The 21385-nt window shown below is 52.4% G+C and carries 26 protein-coding genes and 1 pseudogene; 15 read left to right on the forward strand and 12 right to left on the reverse strand.

Annotated features, from left to right (window positions below; genetic code table 11):
• Positions 1 to 3: 3 nt before the first annotated feature.
• The 6 genes from flgG to flgB are packed head-to-tail and all read right to left on the reverse strand — an operon-like array spanning position 4 to position 4391.
• Positions 4 to 786, reverse strand: coding sequence for a flagellar basal-body rod protein FlgG (flgG, locus tag OGV65_RS07015; RefSeq protein ID WP_003036202.1), 783 nt, complete (start codon positions 784 to 786; stop codon positions 4 to 6).
• Between the two features lie 13 nt (positions 787 to 799).
• A complete protein-coding gene (locus tag OGV65_RS07020) occupies positions 800 to 1555 on the reverse strand; it encodes a flagellar basal body rod protein FlgF (protein WP_016156188.1) in 756 nt (251 codons plus the stop codon).
• 20 nt (positions 1556 to 1575) lie between these two features.
• Complete coding sequence (gene flgE, locus OGV65_RS07025; RefSeq protein WP_049269901.1) at positions 1576 to 2829, reverse strand: flagellar hook protein FlgE; 1254 nt, start codon at positions 2827 to 2829, stop codon at positions 1576 to 1578.
• A 26-nt stretch (positions 2830 to 2855) separates the two neighbouring features.
• Positions 2856 to 3554 (reverse strand): flagellar hook assembly protein FlgD, encoded by a 699-nt coding sequence (gene flgD, locus OGV65_RS07030; RefSeq protein WP_016152627.1) that lies wholly within the window; start codon positions 3552 to 3554, stop codon positions 2856 to 2858.
• 12 nt (positions 3555 to 3566) lie between these two features.
• Positions 3567 to 3971 carry a flagellar basal body rod protein FlgC gene (gene flgC / locus OGV65_RS07035; protein WP_286454779.1) on the reverse strand — a complete coding sequence of 135 codons (405 nt, stop codon included), beginning with the start codon at positions 3969 to 3971 and terminating at the stop codon, positions 3567 to 3569.
• Positions 3972 to 3974: 3 nt separating this feature from the next.
• Positions 3975 to 4391, reverse strand: coding sequence for a flagellar basal body rod protein FlgB (flgB, locus tag OGV65_RS07040; RefSeq protein WP_016152626.1), 417 nt, complete (start codon positions 4389 to 4391; stop codon positions 3975 to 3977).
• A gap of 157 nt (positions 4392 to 4548) precedes the next feature.
• Here flgB and flgA point away from each other — a divergent pair, with 157 nt between their 5' ends.
• The 3 genes from flgA (at position 4549) to flgN (ending at position 6021) form a co-directional block, all read left to right on the forward strand.
• Complete coding sequence (flgA, locus tag OGV65_RS07045; protein ID WP_016156187.1) at positions 4549 to 5208, forward strand: flagellar basal body P-ring formation chaperone FlgA; 660 nt, start codon at positions 4549 to 4551, stop codon at positions 5206 to 5208.
• A 93-nt stretch (positions 5209 to 5301) separates the two neighbouring features.
• A complete protein-coding gene (gene flgM / locus OGV65_RS07050; RefSeq protein WP_016152624.1) occupies positions 5302 to 5595 on the forward strand; it encodes a flagellar biosynthesis anti-sigma factor FlgM in 294 nt (97 codons plus the stop codon).
• Between the two features lie 3 nt (positions 5596 to 5598).
• Positions 5599 to 6021: a flagella biosynthesis chaperone FlgN gene (gene flgN / locus OGV65_RS07055; RefSeq protein WP_016152623.1), complete on the forward strand. Its 423-nt coding sequence runs from the start codon at positions 5599 to 5601 to the stop codon at positions 6019 to 6021.
• A gap of 85 nt (positions 6022 to 6106) precedes the next feature.
• On the opposite strand, the gene murJ is transcribed toward flgN, so the two are convergent.
• From murJ to rimJ, 4 genes are all read right to left on the reverse strand, one after another.
• Entirely contained in the window at positions 6107 to 7642 is a 1536-nt protein-coding gene (murJ, locus tag OGV65_RS07060) for a murein biosynthesis integral membrane protein MurJ (protein WP_016152622.1), read from the reverse strand.
• 223 nt (positions 7643 to 7865) lie between these two features.
• Entirely contained in the window at positions 7866 to 8789 is a 924-nt protein-coding gene (locus OGV65_RS07065; RefSeq protein ID WP_200107625.1) for a Gfo/Idh/MocA family protein, read from the reverse strand.
• Between the two features lies 1 nt (position 8790).
• Positions 8791 to 9438, reverse strand: a complete 648-nt coding sequence (locus OGV65_RS07070; protein WP_047501063.1) for a YceH family protein — start codon at positions 9436 to 9438, stop codon at positions 8791 to 8793.
• A gap of 34 nt (positions 9439 to 9472) precedes the next feature.
• Complete coding sequence (rimJ, locus tag OGV65_RS07075; protein WP_006685101.1) at positions 9473 to 10057, reverse strand: ribosomal protein S5-alanine N-acetyltransferase; 585 nt, start codon at positions 10055 to 10057, stop codon at positions 9473 to 9475.
• Between the two features lie 259 nt (positions 10058 to 10316).
• Here rimJ and mdtH point away from each other — a divergent pair, with 259 nt between their 5' ends.
• From mdtH to OGV65_RS07120, 9 genes are all read left to right on the forward strand, one after another.
• Positions 10317 to 11525 carry a multidrug efflux MFS transporter MdtH gene (gene mdtH / locus OGV65_RS07080; protein WP_016156184.1) on the forward strand — a complete coding sequence of 403 codons (1209 nt, stop codon included), beginning with the start codon at positions 10317 to 10319 and terminating at the stop codon, positions 11523 to 11525.
• 114 nt (positions 11526 to 11639) lie between these two features.
• Positions 11640 to 12200: a lipoprotein gene (locus OGV65_RS07085; protein WP_016152618.1), complete on the forward strand. Its 561-nt coding sequence runs from the start codon at positions 11640 to 11642 to the stop codon at positions 12198 to 12200.
• 105 nt (positions 12201 to 12305) lie between these two features.
• Positions 12306 to 13352 (forward strand): dihydroorotase, encoded by a 1047-nt coding sequence (gene pyrC / locus OGV65_RS07090; RefSeq protein WP_049259720.1) that lies wholly within the window; start codon positions 12306 to 12308, stop codon positions 13350 to 13352.
• A 65-nt stretch (positions 13353 to 13417) separates the two neighbouring features.
• Positions 13418 to 13663 (forward strand): DNA damage-inducible protein I, encoded by a 246-nt coding sequence (dinI, locus tag OGV65_RS07095; protein ID WP_141875060.1) that lies wholly within the window; start codon positions 13418 to 13420, stop codon positions 13661 to 13663.
• A 339-nt stretch (positions 13664 to 14002) separates the two neighbouring features.
• A complete protein-coding gene (bssS, locus tag OGV65_RS07100) occupies positions 14003 to 14257 on the forward strand; it encodes a biofilm formation regulator BssS (protein WP_003036154.1) in 255 nt (84 codons plus the stop codon).
• A 114-nt stretch (positions 14258 to 14371) separates the two neighbouring features.
• Complete coding sequence (gene solA / locus OGV65_RS07105; RefSeq protein ID WP_047501073.1) at positions 14372 to 15490, forward strand: N-methyl-L-tryptophan oxidase; 1119 nt, start codon at positions 14372 to 14374, stop codon at positions 15488 to 15490.
• A gap of 52 nt (positions 15491 to 15542) precedes the next feature.
• On the forward strand, positions 15543 to 15656 hold the full coding sequence (locus tag OGV65_RS07110) for a YceO family protein (protein WP_003036148.1): 114 nt from the start codon (positions 15543 to 15545) through the stop codon (positions 15654 to 15656).
• A gap of 262 nt (positions 15657 to 15918) precedes the next feature.
• Positions 15919 to 16485 (forward strand): cytochrome b, encoded by a 567-nt coding sequence (locus OGV65_RS07115; protein WP_049282343.1) that lies wholly within the window; start codon positions 15919 to 15921, stop codon positions 16483 to 16485.
• 1 nt (position 16486) lies between these two features.
• Positions 16487 to 17062: a YceI family protein gene (locus OGV65_RS07120; RefSeq protein WP_016152614.1), complete on the forward strand. Its 576-nt coding sequence runs from the start codon at positions 16487 to 16489 to the stop codon at positions 17060 to 17062.
• A 46-nt stretch (positions 17063 to 17108) separates the two neighbouring features.
• Here the strand turns inward: OGV65_RS07120 and trhO are convergent, their stop codons facing one another.
• Entirely contained in the window at positions 17109 to 18161 is a 1053-nt protein-coding gene (gene trhO / locus OGV65_RS07125) for an oxygen-dependent tRNA uridine(34) hydroxylase TrhO (RefSeq protein ID WP_286454780.1), read from the reverse strand.
• A gap of 220 nt (positions 18162 to 18381) precedes the next feature.
• On the opposite strand from trhO, the gene OGV65_RS07130 reads away from it, so the two are divergent.
• The 3 genes and pseudogenes from OGV65_RS07130 to OGV65_RS07140 all read left to right on the forward strand — a co-directional run bounded on the left by OGV65_RS07130 (position 18382) and on the right by OGV65_RS07140 (position 21136).
• Positions 18382 to 19302 (forward strand): Kdo(2)-lipid IV(A) acyltransferase, encoded by a 921-nt coding sequence (locus OGV65_RS07130; RefSeq protein ID WP_016152612.1) that lies wholly within the window; start codon positions 18382 to 18384, stop codon positions 19300 to 19302.
• A gap of 155 nt (positions 19303 to 19457) precedes the next feature.
• Positions 19458 to 20677: pseudogene (gene mdtG / locus OGV65_RS07135) on the forward strand (multidrug efflux MFS transporter MdtG).
• Positions 20678 to 20758: 81 nt separating this feature from the next.
• The gene (locus OGV65_RS07140) at positions 20759 to 21136 is read left to right on the forward strand and encodes a MysB family protein (protein WP_016152610.1); all 378 of its coding nucleotides are present in this window, start codon (positions 20759 to 20761) and stop codon (positions 21134 to 21136) included.
• Here OGV65_RS07140 and OGV65_RS07145 read toward each other — a convergent pair whose 3' ends face one another.
• Positions 21137 to 21364: a YceK/YidQ family lipoprotein gene (locus tag OGV65_RS07145; protein ID WP_016152609.1), complete on the reverse strand. Its 228-nt coding sequence runs from the start codon at positions 21362 to 21364 to the stop codon at positions 21137 to 21139. It lies immediately after the preceding gene.
• Between the last annotated feature and the right edge of the window lie 21 nt (positions 21365 to 21385).

Below are 21385 nucleotides of genomic sequence, written 5' to 3' on the forward strand. Positions count from 1 at the left end.
ACTTTAGAGTTGCGTCAGTTTTTGCAGCATCTGGTCGGTGGTCGATACCGCTTTACTGTTGATTTCGTAAGCGCGCTGAACCTGGATCATGTTTACCAGCTCTTCCGCCACGTTGACGTTAGAGGTTTCAACATAACCCTGGTACAGCAGACCCGCGCCGTTCAGCCCCGGAGTGCTCTCATTCGGCGCACCGGATGACTGCGTTTCGGTGTACAGATTCTCACCAATACTTTCCAGACCGGTATCGTTCATAAAAGTAGTCAGGTTAAGCTGCCCTACCTGAACCGGTGCTGCCTGGCCCTGCTGGGTTACGCTGACGATACCGTCGCGTCCAATGGTGATACTGAGCGAGTTAGCCGGGATGGTGATAGCCGGCTGAACCTGAAAACCACCCGCAGTCACCAGTTGACCGTTCTGATCCACCTGGAAAGAACCGTCACGGGTGTAGGCGGATGTGCCATCAGGCAGCATGACCTGGAAAAATCCCTGCCCTTTAATCGCCACATCTTTACTGTTGTTGGTCTGCGACAGGTTCCCCTGGCTGTGTAAACGCTCGGTCGCGACCGGGCGCACACCGGTACCAATCTGCAAACCAGACGGCAGTGTGGTTTGTTCAGAAGACTGTGCGCCAGGCTGGCGAATCGTCTGGTACAACAGATCTTCAAACACGGCACGTTGACGCTTAAATCCGTTGGTGCTGACGTTTGCCAGGTTGTTGGCAATCACATCCATGTTGGTTTGCTGTGCATCCAGGCCGGTTTTGGCGATCCATAATGAACTGATCATAAAATGTCCTGTATTAACTCATCGACAGCAGTTGGTTGGCGCGACCCGCGTTATCATCCACGCTACTGATAATCTTCATTTGCATTTCGAAACGACGGGCGTTGGCGATCATGTCACTCATCGCGGCTACCGGCTTAACGTTACTGCCTTCCAGCACACCCGACATAACGCGAATGCTGGGGTCGGCCTGTAACGTAGCGCCACGGGTAGCCTGCGCGGCCTGGGTCAGACGGAACATACCGTCATCGCCACGTTGCACTTCACTCCCCGTGGCCTTCACCAGTTTCAGTCGCCCAACTGGCGCAACGGTGTTAGCCGGATCGCCAGGGTTGAGCGCCGAGATCGTGCCGTCTGCCGCAATAGTGACTTCAGAACCTTCCGGTACGGCTATTGGTCCGGCTTCGCCAATCACCGGGTGTCCCTGAATGGTCAGCTCCCCCGTAGGGCTTACCTGAATGGCGCCATTTCGGGTATATCCTTCGCTACCGTCCGCGGTCTGCACGGCCAACCAGCCATCCTGTTGCAGCGCCACGTCCAGCGGACGTGAGGTATAGTCCATCTGACCCGGTGTCATATCGGCCCCCGGCGTGGAGGCCACCACCAGCGTACGCGTCGGTAAAGACAATCCTTCAACGGGAACCGCGCGCAGCGCATTGAGTTGCGCACGAAAACCCGGCGTTGAGGCGTTTGCCAGGTTGCTGGCCGTCACCGCTTGTTGATTCAGCGTCTGACTGGCCGCGCCCATGGCGGTATAAATTGCGTGATCCATTAAGCCATCCCGTCAGGCGCTTAGCGCAGGTTGACCAGCGTGTTGAGGATCTGGTCCTGGGTTTTGATGGTCTGCGCGTTCGACTGATAGTTACGCTGGGCGACAATCATATTCACCAGTTCTTTACTCAAATCCACGTTTGATGCTTCCAGCGCGCCGTTGGTCAGCTTGCCGAAGTTACCCTCGCCTGCGGTACCCAGCAGCGCCACGCCGGAAGACTGCGTGGCTGCCCAGACGTTGTCACCCTGAGAAGCCAGACCTTCGTTGTTGGCAAAGTTTGCCAGCACGATCTGCCCCAGAACCTGTTGCTGTTCGTTGGAGTAGTTACCGACCACAGTACCGTCATTGTTAATCTGGTAGCTCACCAGGTCGCCCGGCTTGTAGCCATTCTGATTCGTGGCAACGATGTTGTTGGCGCCAGTGTTCTGCTGCATGGAGTTCAGGAAGCTCAGAGAGAAATTTGCCGCATCAGCACCGTTAATCTGCCCGGTTGTGATGTTGATTTCCTTTGGCCAGACGGTAGGAGGCGTCGGTACCGCCTCGGCGGCTGTGGCGCTAATCCCTAAGAACACACCATTTTCATTAAAGCGCATAAACCCTGCTGATTTTGCAGCGTCTCCGGTTGAAGCATCCTGTGTATGAACTTCCCAGGTGTTGCTCTGCGCATTTTTGACATAAAAAATATTCATGTCATGGGCGTTACCCTGGCTATCGAAAACGGTAACGGTGCCTTTTTTGTTGTAAGAATCCGCATCGCTGGGATTAAACGGGGTCTTCGTTGGCACCTTGTCAGTGGAGTTCAGGTTGATCTGCATTGACGCAGTCGTGGTGGTTTTAGCCGCCATCAGCGTATTCGGTATAGTGATCGGCGCCGGGTTAGCACCTTGCTGTATCGTTGGCGGTGTACCGGTAGCCGGATAGCCCGTCAGTTGTAGCCCCTGCATGTTGACGATATTGCGGTTTTCATCGAGCTTGAACTGACCGTTACGGCTGTAGAAAACGGAACCGTTGCTGTCTACCATGCGGAAAAAACCGTTCTGGCTGATAGCGACATCCAGCCCGCGACCGGTGTTGGTCGTGGTACCGTCGGTAAAGTCCTGGGTAATGCCCGCAACTTTAACGCCCAGACCCACTTTAGAACCGGCGAACATATCGGCAAAAGAGGCCGTACCGGATTTAAAACCGTAGGTGGCGGAGTTGGCGATGTTGTTACCAATGACATCGAGGTTGGTCGCTGCAGCGTTCAGACCGCTGACCGCTTGTGAAAAGGCCATGACTTACTCCTGATAAGTGTGAAGGCTTAAATGATCTGCCGTACTTCGTCGAGGGTGGTGGTTCCATAGGTGCCCAGATCCAGCGTATTACCGCCGTTACTGCGAATAACGCCCTGCACCAGCGCAAACTGAAGCGGCTGAGCCACCAGTTGTGTTCCGCCATTACTGGCAGCAATTGACACGTTGTAAGAACCGCTTGGCGCATCCGTGCCATCGGTCATGGTGCCGTCCCAGGTAAAGGTATGAACGCCCGCTTTCAACCCACCAATATCAATGGTGCGTACCACCTTGCCGTCTTTATCGGTAATGGTTGCGGTAACCTTATCTGCCGGTTGCTGCAGTTCAACGCCAAACGGCGTGGTGGTGGTTTTTGCGCCCTCTTCCGTACCTTTACCGGTCAGGATGGTGGTACCTGGGATCATGACACCGTGGCCAATCAGCGTACTGGCCTGCAGCGACTGACTGTTGTCGATCTGCCCGGAGATCGATCCCAGCGTGGTGTTCAGTTTCTCAATTCCGCTCACGGTACTGATTTGCGCCAACTGGGTGGTCAGTTCGTTGTTTTGCAGCGGGTTGGTTGGATCCTGGTTTTTCAGCTGTGCAACCAGCAGCGTAAGGAAGCTGCTTTGCAGGTCCGCGGCGTTGCTGCCCGTCAGTGAACTCTTCCCCGTTGCGTCATTCACACCCGTCGTGCTCGGGTCATTCATTTTTACAGCAATAGACATGTGCGCCTCCTTTTACTGGCCTAGCGTCAGCGTTTTGAGCATCAAGCTTTTCACCGTATTGAGCACTTCGACGTTTGCCTGGTAGCCACGCGAGGCTGACATGGTGTTGACCATTTCGCCGACGACGTCCACATTCGGCATTTTTACGTAACCGTTCGCATCGGCCAGCGGATTACCGGGTTCATAAACCAGCTTATCCGGCGCCTGGCTTTCAATGACGTCAGCGACTTTTACGCCACCGGTTGCCGCACCTGGCGCGGCATCTACCTGAAAAACAACCTGCTTCGCGCGATACGGCTGACCGTCAGGTCCGGTGACGCTATCCGCATTCGCCATGTTGCTGGCCGCCACGTTCAGGCGCTTAGACTGAGCCGTCAGCGCAGAGCCTGCGATATCAAAAATATTTAACAGCGCCACGAATTAGTTCCCTCCTTGCAGCACGTTCATCATGCCTTTGATTTGTCCACCCAACGCGGTCAGCCCCATTTGATACTTGAGGCTGTTGTCTGCAAATTGCGTACGCTCCCGGTCCATATCTACCGTGTTGCCATCGAGAGACGGCTGATCAGGAATGCGGTAGAGCAGTTCCGTAGAAGGAGCGGAAACGGTCTGGGCCGGAATGTGTTGTGCAGAGGTCAGCGTCAACGAGACACCGCCGGTTTCTTCCCGTCCTCGCACCATGACTTTTTTTAATTCACTGGCGAAATCCAGGTCGCGCGCCTGATACCCCGGCGTGTCGGCATTGGCTATGTTGGCCGCTAATACTTCCTGGCGTTGGGCGCGCAAATTCAGCGCTTCCTGTTGAAAACGTAAGGCGGCGTCGAGCTTATCGAGCATATCTCCTCCGCAAATGACAAAATTCAGCCGACAGCTTAAATCCCATTACGCGCGCGTTATCGCCGGAATAAACGCAAAATGCGTCGCTATTTGTTGCGTTGATGACTGCGTCACACAGGTAGAATCCTGTCACTACCTGAAAAAGCGCGAGGTTTTGATGCAAACGTTTAAACGTGGAGTCGTCGTGGCAGCACTGCTGTTCAGTCCTATGACGCTGGCGCAAGACCTGAATTCACAGCTGACGGCATGGTTTTCACAGCGTCTGGCCGGATTTAGCGATGAGGTCGTCGTTACTATCCGAACGTCGCCAAACTTATTGCCGAGCTGCGAACAACCAGCATTAAGCGTGTCCGGGAGTGCAAAATTGTGGGGTAATGTGAACGTGCTGGCGCGCTGCGCCAACGAGAAACGTTATCTGCAGGTGAACGTGCAGGCCACAGGAAACTACGTTGTTGCCGCCGCGCCCGTCGCTCGGGGTAGCGCCCTGACTTCGGCCAGCGTAACGCTAAAACGAGGTCGACTGGACCAACTCCCTCCGCGCGCCGTGCTGGATATGAATCAGGTGCAGGATGCCGTAAGCCTGCGCGATCTGGTGCCTGGTCAGCCGATACAGCTTTCCATGTTGCGCCAGGCATGGCGAATCAAGGCCGGTCAGCGCGTCCTGGTTATCGCCAACGGAGATGGCTTTCGGGTGAATGCCGAAGGTAAAGCGCTGAACAATGCCGCCGTCGCCCAGAATGCCCGAGTACGGATGATTTCAGGCCAGGTGGTGAGCGGTGTCGTCGATTCTGATGGGAATATTCTTATTAACCTATAATAGGTTAAAGATTTTTTAGCGTGTGCCGATAGATAAACAACCAATGATTACAGCGGGCCGCTATAGCGTAACCCCTCGATGAGGATAAACAAAATGAGCATTGATCGTACCTCACCATTGAAGCCAGTAAGTACCGTTCAGCCACGTGAAACCAGCGATGCGCCGGTACAAAAAACGCGGAAGGAAAAAACCACCGCCACCACCAGCACCAGCGTCATGCTGAGCGACGCCCAGGCCAAACTGATGCAGCCCGGCACCAATGACATCAATATGGAACGCGTGGAAGCACTCAAAACCGCAATCCGTAATGGCGAGCTGAAAATGGACACCGGAAAAATTGCCGACTCGCTGATCCGCGAGGCGCAGAGCTACTTACAGAGTAAATAAAGTATGACTCGTTTGTCAGAAATACTTGACCAGATGACGACCGTCCTCAATGACCTGAAAACGGTAATGGATGCTGAACAGCAGCAGCTTTCCGCAGGATATATTAACGGCAGCCAGCTACAGCGTATTACAGAAGAAAAAAGCTCTTTGCTGGCAACCCTTGATTATCTGGAGCAGCAGCGCCGTCTGGAGCATGACGCCACACGCAGCGCCAATGATGAAATTGCCGAGCGTTGGCAGACCATTACCCGGAAAACACAGGACCTACGCGAACTCAACCAGCACAACGGTTGGCTGCTGGAAGGGCAGATCGAGCGCAATCAACAAGCGATTCAAGTGCTGAAACCGCACCAGGAACCGGCGCTGTATGGCGCAAACGGTCAAACCTCTGCTGCGCACCGCGGCGGGAAAAAATTCTCTATCTGATGCTAGCCTGATAACGTTTTGCTTATCAGGCCTACGCGTTTTGTAGGCCGGATACGGCGTCATGCCGCCATCCGGCATTAATCTGTTACGCCGTCCGGCGCACAAACTCTTTCACTTTAAAGCCCAGCACCGCGAGCGCAGCGAAGTAAGCAGCAATACCTGCCACCACAACGGCCATCAGACGCAGCAGACGCCATAACATCGTTCCCTGCGACCAGTCCGGCATGATGTAGAGCATCCCAACCAGCGCCGCCGACATCACCAGCACAGAAATCACCAGTCGCGCCAGGAACCAGGCCCAACCCGGTTGTGGGGTAAAAATTTTCTGTTTACGCAGTTGCCAGTACAGCAGTGAAGCGTTCAGACACGCCGCCAGACCAATCGACAGCGACAGCCCTGCATGTTTCAGCGGCCCAATAAATGCCAGGTTCATTACCTGGGTCATAATCAGCGTGACAATGGCAATCTTGACTGGCGTTTTAATATCCTGGCGCGAATAAAAACCAGGGGCCAACACTTTCACCACGATCAAGCCAATCAAACCTACCGAGTATGCCACCAGCGCGCGCTGCGTCATCGCTGCGTCAAAGGCGGTAAATTTACCGTACTGGAACAGAGAAACCGTCAGCGGTTTGGCCAGAATCCCCAACGCCACGGCGCTCGGTAATGCCAACAGAAAACACAAACGCAGGCCCCAGTCCATCAGACGGCAATACTCATCATGATTACCGCTGGAAAAACTTTTGGACAGCGAGGGCAGCAGGATAGTCCCCAACGCGACGCCAAGTACGCCAGACGGAAACTCCATCAGACGGTCAGCATAATACATCCATGACACTGAGCCAGAGGCCAGAAACGAAGCGAAAATCGTATTGATGATCAGTGAAATCTGGCTGACAGATACCCCAAGGATCGCCGGGCCCATTTGCTTGACGACGCGCATCGCCCCCGCATCACGGAAGTTCACGCGCGGCAGCACCAGCATGCCAATTTTCTTCAGGTGCGGAAGCTGATAAATCAACTGTAGCACGCCGCCAACGGTAACGGCCCACGCCAGCGCCAGCACCGGAGGGTGAAAATAAGGAGCAGCAAACAGCGCGAAACCGATCATGCTGATATTCAGAAAGGTCGGCGCAAACGCCGGAATGGAAAAGCGATTCCAGGTATTCAGGATCGCACCCACCAGCGAAGCCAGCGAGATCAGCAGAATATACGGAAAGGTGATCCGTAGCAGTTGAGTGGTCAGCGCAAATTTGTCCGCGGTGTCGGCAAACCCAGGCGCGGTGACTAAAATCACCCACGGGGCAGCCAGCATCCCGGCGACCGTCACCACGGCCAGCGCCAGAGTCAACAGCCCGGAAACGTAAGAGACAAAGACGCGGGTCGCATCCTCACCCTGCTTACTTTTATATTCGGCAAGAATAGGCACAAACGCCTGCGAAAAAGCGCCCTCAGCAAAGATTCGGCGCAGCAGGTTAGGAAGTTTGAACGCCACAAAAAAGGCATCAGTCGCCATCCCTGCGCCAAAGATTCTGGCGACAATCGCATCACGCGCAAAACCCAGCACACGTGAAAACATCGTCATCGAGCTGACGGCTGCCAGCGACTTTAATAAATTCATCTATGTTGTATTCCAGACTCTGAGGCAAAACCCCGACAAACCTGCCCGTAGGTCGGATAAGGCATGATCGCCGCCATCCGGCACTTTTGCTGTGCCTGATGGCGACGCCGTAGCGTCTTATCAGGCCGACAAACCAGCCTATGGTTGAAAAGAGGTGTTATTTTTGAGTTGGCATATAGTACCTGGATTACAATGAATTACTACCGCCAGATGTTACAGGGGGTTATTCAGCCATTGCCTCCCGCCACAGCTTTTCGACAACGCGCTGGGCCAGGAGCGCCTGCTCACCTGCCGTCTGGGGAACCGTCTGATTTTGCACGCACTCAATGAAATGACGTGCGCATCCGGCAAAACCACGCTGTTCCAGGGTAGTTTGCCAGCCTGCTACCGGCTTGTGCACCACTCCTTGCCCGCGCTCTTCCCGCCATTCCCGCATATCCGTGACGTCAATCAGGCCACCATCCGTCACCGCCTGCACGCTCTCGCGCTGGCTACCGGCGCGGCGATGCATACTGGTCGTTATCTGCATTTGCCCGGCACAAAAATGGTGCTCCGCATAGAGCATCGCGCCGGATTCATTGGTTAACAGCGTACCGTTATTTAACTGCGCTTTCTCTCCCGCCAGCCACAATGCGGTATCGACAACGTGCAGATAGTCGTCCAGTAGAGTGAAGCGCAGATCGTGCGGCCCGACGCTGTCCGTCCGGTGCTTATCCATGCGTACGGACGCCGCATTGCCCAACTGGGATTTGAGATCCTGATACAGCGGCGCAAATCGACGGTTAAACCCCACCATCAGCGTCAGCTTTTTCCTCTCGGCCAGCTCCACCAATTGTTCAGCCTCGCGCAGGTTTTCCGCCAGCGGTTTATCCACGCACACGTGAACCCCGGCATTCAGCAGTTCGCTGACCACCGCATAGTGCGTTGCGGTACTGGAATGGACGAAAACCGCATCGCAGGTTTGCGCCAGATTAACCAGTGAATCAACGTAAGGTATCCGCCAGGTATGACAGATACGCTGCGCTTTTTCCCGCGAAGGTGAAAATGCCCCTTCCAGTGTCCAGTCTGCACTAGCACCCAGCACGGGCAGCCAGGCCTTTTGCGCAATCCCGCCGAGCCCGACAACGCCGATACGTAATTTATTCACATTAGTCTCCCAGGTGCGCCAGCAAGGAATCAAGCCGCTGCTTAAGCTCCGCGACGTCTGTTTCCAGCGCTTCAACGCGCGCCTGTAGATCGCCCGAAGCTGCCGGAAGTTCATCTGCCGTTGTCATCGCTTCATCAACGTCACCGCAAAACAGGTGCATATAACGGCTTTCACGTTTGCCCGGCTCACGCGCCAGGCGAACGACATAAGGACCATCTTCCCGGGTTGCCAGTTTCTCCAGTGTCGACTCTACTTCGGCCATATCGCTGAATTCGTACATCCGGGAGGCGCGGCTACGTAGCTCACCTGGTGTTTGAGCGCCGCGCAGCAACAGCGTGGTAATGAGCGCGACTTCCCCCGCGCTGAGCTTAAGATTGCCAAACTCAGAGTTGCAGAAACGCTGCTCATATTTCGTGACGCGATTACCAAAGCCACTCACCGTACGCAGGAAATGCCGTTTCACCAGGTTATCAAGCTGATCCTGCACGTCAGATTCCGACAGGTTCATCACGGGTTCACGATTCGTTTTTTGATTGCAGGCGGTTACGACTCCGTTAACGGAGAGCGGATACTGTTCAGGCGTAGTCACTTGTTTTTCTAATAAACAGCCAATCACCCGTGCTTCAGTGGCGGTTAATTCGTATTTCATCGTCTTCTCCATTAATCATGGCTGCATCTGAAACTTAGCGGCCGGGGGTCCATTCTGATGTGGTCAACGCCGTCAGCACGTGATCGCGCCACTGCCCGTCAATCAGCAGGTAGTCTTTGGCATACCCTTCTTTTTCAAAACCCAGTCGCGCCAGCAGGTCACCGCTGCGTTTATTATGTGGCATGTAGTTAGCCATAATGCGGTGAATATGCTGCGTGCGCTGCATATAGCGGATGGCCGAGGTTAAGGCTTCATACATCAGCCCCTGCCCCTGCCACTTCTGCGCAATGGAGTAACCGAGATAACAGGCGTGGAAAGATCCCCGCACGACGTTCGAGAAGTTCGCGACGCCAATAATCTCTTTTTCTTCCGGATCGAGCAGCGCAAAGTAATAAGCGGTGCCCTGTTTATGAAACTCAGAGATCATGCTCAGACGCGCCTGCCAGCCTGACGGATAACAGTGACTTTCATCGCGAATAGGCTCCCAGGGTTTTAAGAAATGACGATTTTCTGCGTAATAATCTGCCAGACGCCAGGCATCACGCTCATGCACTAAACGCACGACCAGGCGGTCCGTGGTTAAGCGCACTTTTGGCACGTTACTGCGATAGCCAAACATTCTATACCTACTCCTTCCCGTAACGTCTTCAATACGCTATTCGCATTACTATACCTGCGCAAATACGCCCTGTGAAAAGAGCAAAATGCCATTTTTTGAATTATTCACACATTTTGATGAAAACTCTCTATCAAGACGGACTTTTGATAAAAAAATATTGTCCCGCGAAGGGTGGGAAAAGCGATGACGACACCGCAGAATAGGAGGTGCTTATCTTTTAAACTCTATCCAGAGTGACGAGTTTTTCCCTGGAGGGGAAATGTCGCAAGTCTCGCAGGCAAGGAACCTGGGTAAATACTTCCTTCTTATCGATAACATGCTGGTCGTGCTGGGTTTCTTCGTCGTTTTCCCGCTGATCTCAATTCGTTTCGTCGATCAAATGGGCTGGGCCGCCGTGATGGTCGGTATCGCGCTTGGATTACGTCAATTTATCCAGCAAGGTTTAGGTATCTTCGGCGGTGCTATTGCTGACCGTTTCGGGGCAAAACCGATGATCGTCACCGGCATGCTGATGCGCGCTGCCGGATTCGCCACCATGGGCATTGCCCATGAACCGTGGCTGCTATGGTTTTCCTGCTTTCTTTCCGGGCTGGGCGGCACGTTGTTCGACCCTCCCCGCTCGGCGCTGGTGGTCAAACTGATCCGTCCGGAAAAGCGCGGGCGTTTTTTCTCTATTCTGATGATGCAGGATAGCGCCGGGGCCGTGGTTGGCGCGTTGCTCGGCAGTTGGTTATTGCAATACGATTTCCGTCTGGTGTGTGCCACCGGCGCAATTTTGTTCGTTCTGTGCGCGGCGTTTAACGCCTGGCTACTTCCGGCATGGAAACTGTCAACGGTGAAAATTCCGGTGCGCGAAGGAATGAGCCATGTGATGCATGACAAGCGCTTTGTCACTTATGTGCTGACGCTGGCGGGCTATTACATGCTGGCGGTGCAAGTGATGCTGATGCTGCCAATAATGGTAAACGACATCGCTGGCTCACCGGCCGCTGTGAAATGGATGTATGCCATCGAAGCGTGCCTCTCTTTAACGTTGCTCTACCCGATTGCCCGCTGGAGTGAAAAACGCTTTCGCCTTGAGCATCGCCTGATGGCCGGTCTGCTGGTGATGTCTTTAAGCATGATGCCCATCGGCCTGGTCGGAAATTTGCAGCAGTTGTTCACCCTGATTTGCACGTTCTATATTGGCTCAATCATCGCCGAACCGGCGCGTGAAACCCTGAGCGCCTCGCTGGCGAATGCACGGGCACGGGGAAGCTATATGGGTTTCAGTCGACTGGGACTCGCCATCGGCGGCGCCATTGGTTATATCGGCGGCGGCTGGCTGTTTGACATGGGTAAAGCCCTGGCACAACCGGAGCTGCCCTGGATGATGCTCGGTATTATCGGCTTCATCACTTTCCTGGCGCTGGGCTGGCAATTCAGTCTCAAACGCCCAACGCGTGGTATGCTGGAGCCTGACGCCTGATAGCCAATCTGGCGTACGCGCATTTTTCAGTTTTTTCTGCTGTTACCCGCAGCGCTGGTGCTCGATGATGCTTTGTGTCACGATTACACCACAAGCATCATGTTGAGGAACCCCATGAAAAAGTTTTTTTTTGCTGCTGCACTAATTGTCAGCGGCCTGTTGGTTGGTTGTAATCAACTCACGCAATACACGGTTAGCGAGCAAGAGATTAATCAGGCCCTGGCGAAGAATAATAACTTTTCAAAAGATATCGGTTTGCCTGGCGTCGCTGAAGCACATATCGTACTGAACAATCTCGCCAGCCAGATAGGTCGTGAAGAACCCAATAAAGTGACGCTGACCGGAGACGCCAACCTGGACATGAACTCCCTGTTTGGCAGTCAGAAAGCGACCATGAAGTTGAAGCTAAAAGCCTTACCGGTTTTCAATAAAGAAAAAGGCGCGATTTATCTGCAAGAAATGGAAGTCGTGGACGCTACCGTCACGCCGGAAAAAATGCAGTCAGTACTGCAAACGCTGATGCCTTATTTAAATCAGTCGCTGCGCAACTATTTCAACCAGCAGCCGGCGTACATTCTGCGGGATGACAGCAGCCAGGGGGAAGCGCTGGCGAAAAAACTGGCGAAAGGCATTGAGGTGAAACCGGGAGAAATCATTATCCCGTTCACCGACTAATATGACAGAGGGCGCCGATGCGCCCTTTTTTTTCGTGCAAACGAAAACGTTTCCGCTTATCCTTTGTTTCCGGCAAAAAAGACTATCCTCAGCCGGAGCATATTGATGACTGCACCATCCCAGGTTTTAAAGATCCGCCGCCCAGACGACTGGCATCTTCACTTTCGCGATGGCGACATGTTAAAAACTGTCGTGCCCTATACCAGCGAAGTTTATGGCCGCGCCATTGTCATGCCGAACCTGGCTCCGCCCGTCACCACGGTGGACGCGGCTATCGCTTACCGCCAGCGAATTCTTGACGCGGTACCTGCCGGACACGACTTCACGCCATTAATGACCTGCTACTTAACGGATACGCTGGATCCCAATGAGCTGGAACGTGGATTCAACGAAGGCGTGTTCACCGCCGCAAAACTCTATCCGGCCAATGCCACCACCAACTCGACGCATGGCGTAACCTCTATTGATGCCATCATGCCAGTGCTGGAGCGGATGGAAAAATTGGGTATGCCTCTGCTGGTGCACGGCGAAGTGACGCATGCGGATATCGATATTTTCGATCGCGAGGCGCGCTTTATTGAAACTGTGATGGAACCACTGCGTCAGCGTTTAACTGCGCTGAAAGTGGTGTTCGAACATATCACGACTAAAGATGCTGCCGAATACGTGCGCGACGGCAACGACCTTCTGGCGGCGACCATTACGCCGCAGCACCTGATGTTTAACCGCAACCACATGCTGGTCGGCGGGATTCGCCCTCATCTGTACTGCCTGCCGATCCTCAAACGTAACGTCCATCAACAGGCGCTGCGTGAGCTGGTCGCCAGCGGGTTTAACCGCGCCTTCCTCGGTACCGACTCAGCGCCGCATGCGCGTCATCGTAAAGAGTCAAGCTGTGGCTGTGCGGGCTGCTTTAATGCGCCGACCGCACTGGGCAGTTATGCCACCGTATTTGAAGAGATGAATGCACTGGACCATTTTGAAGCCTTCTGCTCACTCAATGGCCCACAGTTCTACGGTTTGCCGGTGAATGAAACCTTTATTGAGCTGGAACGCGTGGAGCACCAGGTCCCGGAGAGCATTGCGCTGCAAGATGATACGCTGGTGCCTTTCCTGGGTGGCGAAACGGTACACTGGTCCGTGAAAAGCTAAAAAAAGTGTAGCCAACTGGTGAGAATAACTGTATAAATAAACAGTATATTCCACAGGGGGCTACTATGCGTATTGAAGTCACTATTGCCAAAACTTCACCTTTACCTGCTGGTGCAATTGACGCGCTGGCAGGTGAACTCTCCCGCCGTATTCAGCACCATTTTCCGGATAACGAAGGTAACGTTATCGTCCGTTATGCCGGCGCAAACAATCTGTCGGTTATTGGTGCCACCAAAGAGGATAAAGAACGCATCAGCGAGATCCTCCAGGAGACCTGGGAAAGCGCGGATGACTGGTTCATCAATGAATAAATAATGATATGCAGTGATGTTTGTTTGCCGGGTCGCCCCGGCTTTTTTATACACACCATCTTTTAATCAATAGTTCATTCCTTCTGGCAAACTGATATTTTAATAATAAATTCCTGGCTATCTTTTAACCACAACACCAAAATAATTGTGCAACATGCTTAAAAAAAATGAATAACATGTCGGTTTGTTAGTCAGATAACGCTGAAAACGAAAATTTTATGTGCTTACCTCTTTAAATTTTCAATGAATACCCTTATTTATTGATATACTGAAGTTGCTTCAGAAAAAACGCATTGAACCTCGAAAACCGTTGTCTAGTAACACGAATTAGGGGGCATGATGGAAAAGAATAATGAAGTCATTCAGACTCATCCGTTAGTAGGATGGGACATCAGCACTGTTGATAGCTACGATGCGCTGATGCTGCGTTTGCACTACCAGACCCCGAATCGTCCAGACCCGGATGGGACTGAAGTTGGTCAAACGCTCTGGTTAACCACTGATGTTGCCAGGCAATTTATTTCGATATTAGAAGCAGGAATCGCTAAAATTGAATCCGGCGATTACCAGGTAAATGAGTATCAGCGACATTAAATCTGATACATCCAACCATCAAAAGGCACCTTTCCGGTGCCTTTCTTATTTCCAGGTTGAATATTCCGGGTCACTTATTTACCCTGCTACTATCGCGATTGCAGAGAGAAGCGGATGAAATACGACTTAATCATAATTGGCAGCGGTTCCGTGGGTGCCGCAGCCGGATACTATGCCACTCGCGCCGGTCTGAAGGTTCTGATGATCGATGCGCATATGCCACCGCATCAGCAGGGCAGCCACCACGGCGACACTCGATTAATTCGTCATGCCTATGGCGAAGGTGAAAAATATGTTCCGCTGGTGCTACGTGCGCAAACATTATGGGATGAATTATCCACCCAAAATGAAGAGCCGATTTTTGTGCGCTCTGGTGTCATCAACCTTGGTCCGGCAGATTCAACCTTCTTAGCGACCGCGGCGCAAAGCGCAAAACAGTGGCAACTCAATGTTGAACAACTGGATGCAGCAGCCATTATGGCGCGCTGGCCAGAGATTCGCGTACCTGAAAACTATATCGGTCTGTTTGAAGCGGAGTCTGGTTTTTTACGTAGTGAGTTAGCGATTAAAACCTGGATCCGTCTGGCGGAGGAAGCAGGCTGTGCGCAGCTATTTAAATGCCCGGTCAGCGCAATTCGTCATAGTGATGATGGCGTCACGGTAGAAACCGCCGATGGTGACTATCACGCGCAAAAAGCGGTGATCAGCGCCGGAACCTGGGTACAGGCATTAGTCCCTGAACTACCGATACAACCGGTACGCAAAGTGTTCGCCTGGTATCAAGCCGATGGGCGTTACAGCGTTAAGAATAACTTCCCTGCCTTCACCGGGGAGCTACCAAATGGCGATCAATTCTACGGTTTCCCGGCAGAAAACGACGAGCTAAAAATTGGTAAGCACAATGGCGGACAGGTAATTCATTCGGCAGAAGAGCGCAAGCCGTTTGCCGCTGTAGCCAGCGATGGTTCTGAAGCCTTCCCATTCCTGCGTACAATACTGCCAGGCGTGGGTTGCTGTCTGCACGGTGCGTCCTGCACCTATGATAACTCACCAGATGAAGACTTTATTATTGATACTCTACCGGAGCATGACAACACGCTGATCATCACCGGGCTGAGCGGACATGGCTTTAAGTTTGCCTCCGTCCTCGGAGAGATTGCGGCTGACTTCGCCCAGGACAAATCGTCTGACTTTGACCTGACGCCCTTCAGGCTAAGTCGTTTTAAGCGATAATAAATGAATGGCCTCGTTGGTGAGGCCATTTTTAATGACAGGAATAACGTTGATGCGCCGCATCTTTCACTATCTGGTTAATAATATTCGCGAGCATCTTATGCTCTACATTATTTTATGGTCGCTGCTGGCAATTATGGATGTGATATATATTATGTTTTTCTGAACCCGTAACGCTGACACTAATTGACATAAACTGATATTAACTTAATTTTCATTGCAATTAACTGAACAAGAAAAATACCTTAACCCCCCAGAAACCACGCCTTAATGTCATCCATCCCTACTAATTCCTTGATGATTACTTCACAATTCAATCAATTTTATTGAATCAAAAACAAATATCATCATTATTGTTATTTATTAGTTGCATTAATGTCTTTTACGCGCCATTTTCATTCACTTCTGAAATATCTAACGGTGCACTTATGCAATTCAATAATACTCCACAACGCTATGGCGTGGTGTCTGCCGCTTTACACTGGCTGATTGCGATTGCTGTATATGGCATGTTTGCGCTGGGATTGTGGATGGTCACACTCAGCTATTACGACGGCTGGTATCACCAGGCCCCTGAACTGCATAAAAGCATCGGCGTTATGCTCATGATGGGGCTGGTTATCCGCGTCGTCTGGCGGTTGATCTCCCCTCCTCCTCCTGCGCTGGCAAGTTATTCCCGTTTCACCCGCATCGCGGCGGCACTGGGTCACCTCGCGCTATACACATTGCTCTTTTCAATTGTCATCAGCGGGTATTTGATTTCGACCGCTGATGGCAAAGCGATAAGCGTATTTGGTTGGTTCGACATTCCTGCCACCCTTGCCAATGCGGGCGCTCAGGCCGACCTCGCCGGTAGTCTGCACCTGTGGCTTGCGTGGACCGTGGTGGTTTTATCGCTTCTGCACGGACTGATGGCCCTGAAACATCACTTTATCGATAACGACGATACCCTGAATCGCATGTTGGGAAAATCGTCATCTGACTATGGAGCTTAAAATGAAAAAAAACCTGCTGGGACTTACACTCGCCTCTCTGTTATTCACCACCGGGTCAGCCGTGGCGGCAGATTACAAAATTGACAAAGAAGGACAGCATGCCTTTGTTAATTTCCGTATTCAGCACCTGGGTTACAGTTGGCTGTACGGCACATTTAAAGATTTCGACGGGACTTTTACCTTTGATGAGAAAAATCCCGCAGCCGATAAGGTTAACGTCACCATCAACACCAACAGCGTTGACACCAATCACGCCGAACGCGACAAGCACCTGCGCAGCGCAGATTTCCTTAACGTGGCCAAATTCCCGCAGGCGACCTTTAGCTCTACCAGCGTGAAGAAAGAGGGGAACGACCTGGATATCACCGGTAATCTCACCCTGAACGGCGTCACTAAACCGGTTACGCTGGATGCGAAGCTGATCGGTCAGGGCGGCGATCCGTGGGGTGGCACGCGTGCGGGTTTTGAAGCAGAAGGTAAAATTAAGCTGAAGGACTTCAACATCACAACCGATCTCGGCCCGGCGTCTCAGGAAGTCGATCTGATCATCTCAGTGGAAGGCGTCCAACAGAAGTAACGTATGAGTTGCCGGATGGGGCTAAAGCCGCCATCCGGCATGATGACTATTGCGCAGGGTCCGGAATACCCAGTTTGGTATTCAGACGACCGCGTGACTTATTAAATATTTTGTTGCCATTTTCACGTCCTGCTCGAAGACGACGTTGCTCTTCTTCCGGCAACTTACTCTCTTCGCTACACAACTCGCTACAGCAGCCGTTATACTTCTGCGCGCAGGCCGGACACTGGATAAACAACAGATGGCAGCCATCATTTTTGCAATTAGTATGGCTGTCACACGCCGTTCCGCACTGATGGCAATGCGCAATAACATCTTCAGAAATCCTTTCGCCCATACGCTCATCAAAAACGAAGTTTTTACCGACAAAACGTACAGGAAGCCCCTGTTCACGTGCCTTGCGGGCATATTCAATAATACCGCCCTCAATGTGCCAGACTTTGCTAAATCCGTTGTGTTTCATCCAGGCGCTGGCTTTCTCACAACGGATCCCGCCTGTGCAATACATAACGATTTTTTTATCTTTATGCGCCTGCATCATTTCAACGGCTTTCGGTAACTGGTCGCGGAACGTGTCTGCCGGGATTTCTAGCGCATTCTCGAAATGGCCCACTTCATATTCATAGTGGTTGCGCATATCAATGAATACCGTGTCAGGATCGTCCAGCATGGCGTTTACTTCCGCCGCCTTCAGGTAATCACCTACGTTGCTGGCGTCAAATTGCGGATCATCAATGCCATCCGCCACGATGCGTTCACGCACTTTCATGCGCAGCACCCAGAACGATTTACCATCATCATCCAGCGCGATATTCAGACGTAACCCGGCGAATGCGGGATCAAACGCATAAAGCTGCTGGCGGAATGCCCCGACGTTGCTTTGCGGTACGCTGATTTGCGCATTGATTCCTTCATGGGCAAGATAAACGCGCCCGAAGACGTTCAATGCAGTGAACATCTGGTACAGCGCATCACGTGTGTGCTGAGGATTGGCGATGGTGAAATATTTATAGAATGAGATCGTCGTGCGCGGCTCGGTCTCAGCCAACATTTTGGCTTTGAGCGCATCGTTCGAAATGCGGTTGTGTAACACTGGCATGGTGTACGTATCCTGCAAATAGGGAGAAAATGAAAATCGGCGGCATAATAAAGCAAACACCGCCAATTTACATCCACACATTTTACGCTACATTTCTTACTCCAATATAAAAGTGCAACAACAATTGCTGGTTTAATCACCGTTCTCCCGTCACAAATTTTTGATATGCGCGAAAAAATGCGACAATACAGGCAATTGGTCGTTTGAAGACAGGATAGACATGACGAATTTACCCAAGTTTTCGGCTGCGTTACTGCATCCACGTTATTGGTTAACCTGGCTGGGCATTGGCATCCTTTGGTTAATCGTGCAGTTACCCTACCCGGTTCTTTACAAGTTGGGCTGCGCATTAGGTCGTCTGGCATTACGTTTGATGAAACGTCGGGCAAAAATTGTTTCCCGTAATCTGGAACTGTGCTTCCCGCAAATGAGCGAGCAGGAACGCCAGCAGATGATCATCAAGAACTTCGAGTCCGTGGGCATGGGCGTGATGGAAACCGGAATGGCCTGGTTTTGGTCTGACAAGCGCATTTCACGCTGGACGGAAGTTATCGGGATGGAACATATCCGCGACGTTCAGGCGCAAAAGCGGGGAATTTTGTTAGTGGGTCTGCACTTTCTGACCCTTGAACTGGGTGCGCGTCAGTTTGGTTTGCAGGAGCCGGGGATAGGCGTATATCGCCCTAACGACAACCCACTGCTCGACTGGCTACAAACCTGGGGTCGTATGCGCTCTAATAAATCAATGCTCGATCGTAAAGACCTGAAAGGAATGATTAAAGCGTTGAAAAAAGGCGAAGTGGTCTGGTACGCGCCGGATCATGACTACGGTCCCCGCGCCAGCGTATTTGTCCCGCTTTTTGCTGTTGAACAGGCCGCAACAACCTCCGGGACCTGGATGCTTTCACGCATGTCGAATGCCTGCCTGGTACCGTTTGTTCCTCGTCGCAAGCCAGACGGTAAAGGTTATCAATTGATTATGCTGCCTCCGGAGTGTTCACCGCCGTTAGACAACGCGGAGACTACGGCTGCGTGGATGAATAAGATTGTTGAGCAATGCATCATGATGGCCCCAGAGCAGTACATGTGGCTACACCGTCGTTTCAAGACGCGCCCCGAAGGTTCACCTTCCCTGTACTAAAGCACGGTTGCAGTCCTGTGGACTGCAACACCTCCCCCGCCCGCTTTAGGTTTAACTGCTATCCGCATTGCAGCAACTATCAACCAGGCGCATAATTAGCCTGCTTGCTTATATTCAATCGATAGCGCAAACAGCGCGCCACACTGCGGAACGCTATGTCACCCTCAGATGCTCCCATAAACTGGAAACGTAACCTCACCGTTGCCTGGTTGGGTTGTTTTTTAACCGGTGCAGCATTTAGCCTGGTTATGCCCTTTTTGCCCCTCTATGTCGAGAGCCTCGGCGTCACGGGTCATAGCGCCCTGAATATGTGGTCAGGTCTGGTCTTCAGCATCACTTTTCTCTTTTCCGCCATCGCCTCTCCTTTCTGGGGTGGCCTTGCCGATCGCAAAGGGCGAAAAATCATGCTGCTGCGTTCCGCATTGGGTATGGCGATTGTGATGCTGCTGATGGGGCTGGCGCAAAATATCTGGCAGTTCCTGGTCCTGCGTGCCCTGTTGGGTCTGCTCGGCGGTTTCATTCCCAACGCCAATGCACTCATCGCCACCCAGGTTCCGCGCAATAAAAGCGGCTGGGCGCTGGGAACGCTTTCCACCGCGGCGTCAGCGGCGCACTGCTCGGACCGTTGGCAGGCGGGCTGCTCGCGGATCAGTACGGACTACGCCCGGTATTTTTCATCACCGCCAGCGTGCTGCTGCTCTGTTTTATCCTGACGCTATTTTTTATTCGCGAACGTTTCCAACCGGTGAGCAAGAAAGAGATGCTGCACATTCGCGAAGTCGTGGCCTCGTTAAAAAATCCCAAACTGGTGCTGAGCCTGTTTGTCACAACGCTGATAATCCAGGTGGCAACCGGGTCCATCGCGCCAATTCTGACGCTGTACGTTCGAGAGCTGGCTGGCAACGTCAGTAACATCGCCTTTATCAGCGGGATGATTGCTTCCGTACCTGGCGTGGCTGCGTTAATCAGCGCCCCGCGGCTCGGCAAATTAGGTGATCGAATTGGCCCGGAGAAGATCCTGATTGTTGCTCTGGTCATCTCCGTGCTGCTGCTTATTCCAATGTCGTTTGTACAATCGCCCTGGCAACTTGCCGTTCTGCGCTTTTTATTGGGGGCCGCTGACGGGGCTCTGCTCCCGGCTGTGCAAACGCTGCTGGTCTATAACTCGACCAATCAGATCGCCGGGCGTATTTTCAGTTATAACCAGTCATTTCGCGATATCGGTAACGTAACGGGGCCGTTAATGGGGGCGGCAATTTCCGCCAACTACGGTTTTCGCGCCGTCTTCTGTGTGACCGCGGGCGTCGTACTGTTTAACGCTTTCTACTCGTGGAATAGTCTGCGCCGTCGCCGGAACACTGAGGCCACGGGATGATTTTTGTGCATTCATACTTGCAATATCGGAGAATCAACTATTATTTCCCTGAATACCTCATTAAATCAAAGGGAGACTCTGATGACCATGTATGCCACGCTGGAAGAAGCCATTGATGCCGCTCGTGAAGAATTTCTGGCTGATAACCCTGACCTTGAGCCCGACGAAGCCAGCGTTCAACAGCTAAGCGTACAAAAATACGTGCTACAGGATGGTGACATTATGTGGCAGGCGGAATTCTTTGCTGACGAGGATGAGGGAGAGGGTGAATGCCTGCCAATGCTGAGTGGTGAAGCGGCCCAAAGCGTTTTTGATGGCGACTATGATGAAATTGAGATCCGTCAGGAGTGGCAGGAAGAAAACACGCTTCACGAATGGGATGAAGGTGAATTCCAGCTGGAACCTCCCCTGGATACCGAAGAGGGTCAGACCGCGGCCGATGAATGGGATGAGCGATAGCTACTCGTAAGGTCCGTGGTGAATGTCGAGCGGGAGCAGCAAGGTATCAAACACCAGCGAAAATGGCAGGTCGAGGATGGTGACGTAGCGCCACGCGGAGTCCCGGACATCCCATTGCACACCAGGATAGTATTGGTTTCCGTGCCCTTGCCCTGGGATAGTTCGGCTAATAATACTGCCGCATCCGCTCAGCAAGCACACCATGATTGCCACTGCCAATATTCGCACCTGATACCTCACGGCTCTTTT

The sequence above is a fragment of the Citrobacter sp. Cb004 genome (genome assembly GCF_030337065.1).
Classification (GTDB): domain Bacteria; phylum Pseudomonadota; class Gammaproteobacteria; order Enterobacterales; family Enterobacteriaceae; genus Citrobacter; species Citrobacter braakii.

Bases quoted from the DNA above. Each gene is read 5' to 3' on its own strand.
- flgG (WP_003036202.1), bottom strand. From the start codon at position 786: ATGATCAGTTCATTATGGATCGCCAAAACCGGCCTGGATGCACAGCAA.
- OGV65_RS07020 (WP_016156188.1), bottom strand. From the start codon at position 1,555: ATGGATCACGCAATTTATACCGCCATGGGCGCGGCCAGTCAGACGCTG.
- flgE (WP_049269901.1), bottom strand. From the start codon at position 2,829: ATGGCCTTTTCACAAGCGGTCAGCGGTCTGAACGCTGCAGCGACCAAC.
- flgD (WP_016152627.1), bottom strand. From the start codon at position 3,554: ATGTCTATTGCTGTAAAAATGAATGACCCGAGCACGACGGGTGTGAAT.
- flgB (WP_016152626.1), bottom strand. From the start codon at position 4,391: ATGCTCGATAAGCTCGACGCCGCCTTACGTTTTCAACAGGAAGCGCTG.
- flgA (WP_016156187.1), top strand. From the start codon at position 4,549: ATGCAAACGTTTAAACGTGGAGTCGTCGTGGCAGCACTGCTGTTCAGT.
- flgM (WP_016152624.1), top strand. From the start codon at position 5,302: ATGAGCATTGATCGTACCTCACCATTGAAGCCAGTAAGTACCGTTCAG.
- flgN (WP_016152623.1), top strand. From the start codon at position 5,599: ATGACTCGTTTGTCAGAAATACTTGACCAGATGACGACCGTCCTCAAT.
- murJ (WP_016152622.1), bottom strand. From the start codon at position 7,642: ATGAATTTATTAAAGTCGCTGGCAGCCGTCAGCTCGATGACGATGTTT.
- OGV65_RS07070 (WP_047501063.1), bottom strand. From the start codon at position 9,438: ATGAAATACGAATTAACCGCCACTGAAGCACGGGTGATTGGCTGTTTA.
- rimJ (WP_006685101.1), bottom strand. From the start codon at position 10,057: ATGTTTGGCTATCGCAGTAACGTGCCAAAAGTGCGCTTAACCACGGAC.
- mdtH (WP_016156184.1), top strand. From the start codon at position 10,317: ATGTCGCAAGTCTCGCAGGCAAGGAACCTGGGTAAATACTTCCTTCTT.
- OGV65_RS07085 (WP_016152618.1), top strand. From the start codon at position 11,640: ATGAAAAAGTTTTTTTTTGCTGCTGCACTAATTGTCAGCGGCCTGTTG.
- pyrC (WP_049259720.1), top strand. From the start codon at position 12,306: ATGACTGCACCATCCCAGGTTTTAAAGATCCGCCGCCCAGACGACTGG.
- dinI (WP_141875060.1), top strand. From the start codon at position 13,418: ATGCGTATTGAAGTCACTATTGCCAAAACTTCACCTTTACCTGCTGGT.
- bssS (WP_003036154.1), top strand. From the start codon at position 14,003: ATGGAAAAGAATAATGAAGTCATTCAGACTCATCCGTTAGTAGGATGG.
- solA (WP_047501073.1), top strand. From the start codon at position 14,372: ATGAAATACGACTTAATCATAATTGGCAGCGGTTCCGTGGGTGCCGCA.
- OGV65_RS07110 (WP_003036148.1), top strand. From the start codon at position 15,543: ATGCGCCGCATCTTTCACTATCTGGTTAATAATATTCGCGAGCATCTT.
- OGV65_RS07115 (WP_049282343.1), top strand. From the start codon at position 15,919: ATGCAATTCAATAATACTCCACAACGCTATGGCGTGGTGTCTGCCGCT.
- OGV65_RS07120 (WP_016152614.1), top strand. From the start codon at position 16,487: ATGAAAAAAAACCTGCTGGGACTTACACTCGCCTCTCTGTTATTCACC.
- trhO (WP_286454780.1), bottom strand. From the start codon at position 18,161: ATGCCAGTGTTACACAACCGCATTTCGAACGATGCGCTCAAAGCCAAA.
- OGV65_RS07130 (WP_016152612.1), top strand. From the start codon at position 18,382: ATGACGAATTTACCCAAGTTTTCGGCTGCGTTACTGCATCCACGTTAT.
- OGV65_RS07140 (WP_016152610.1), top strand. From the start codon at position 20,759: ATGACCATGTATGCCACGCTGGAAGAAGCCATTGATGCCGCTCGTGAA.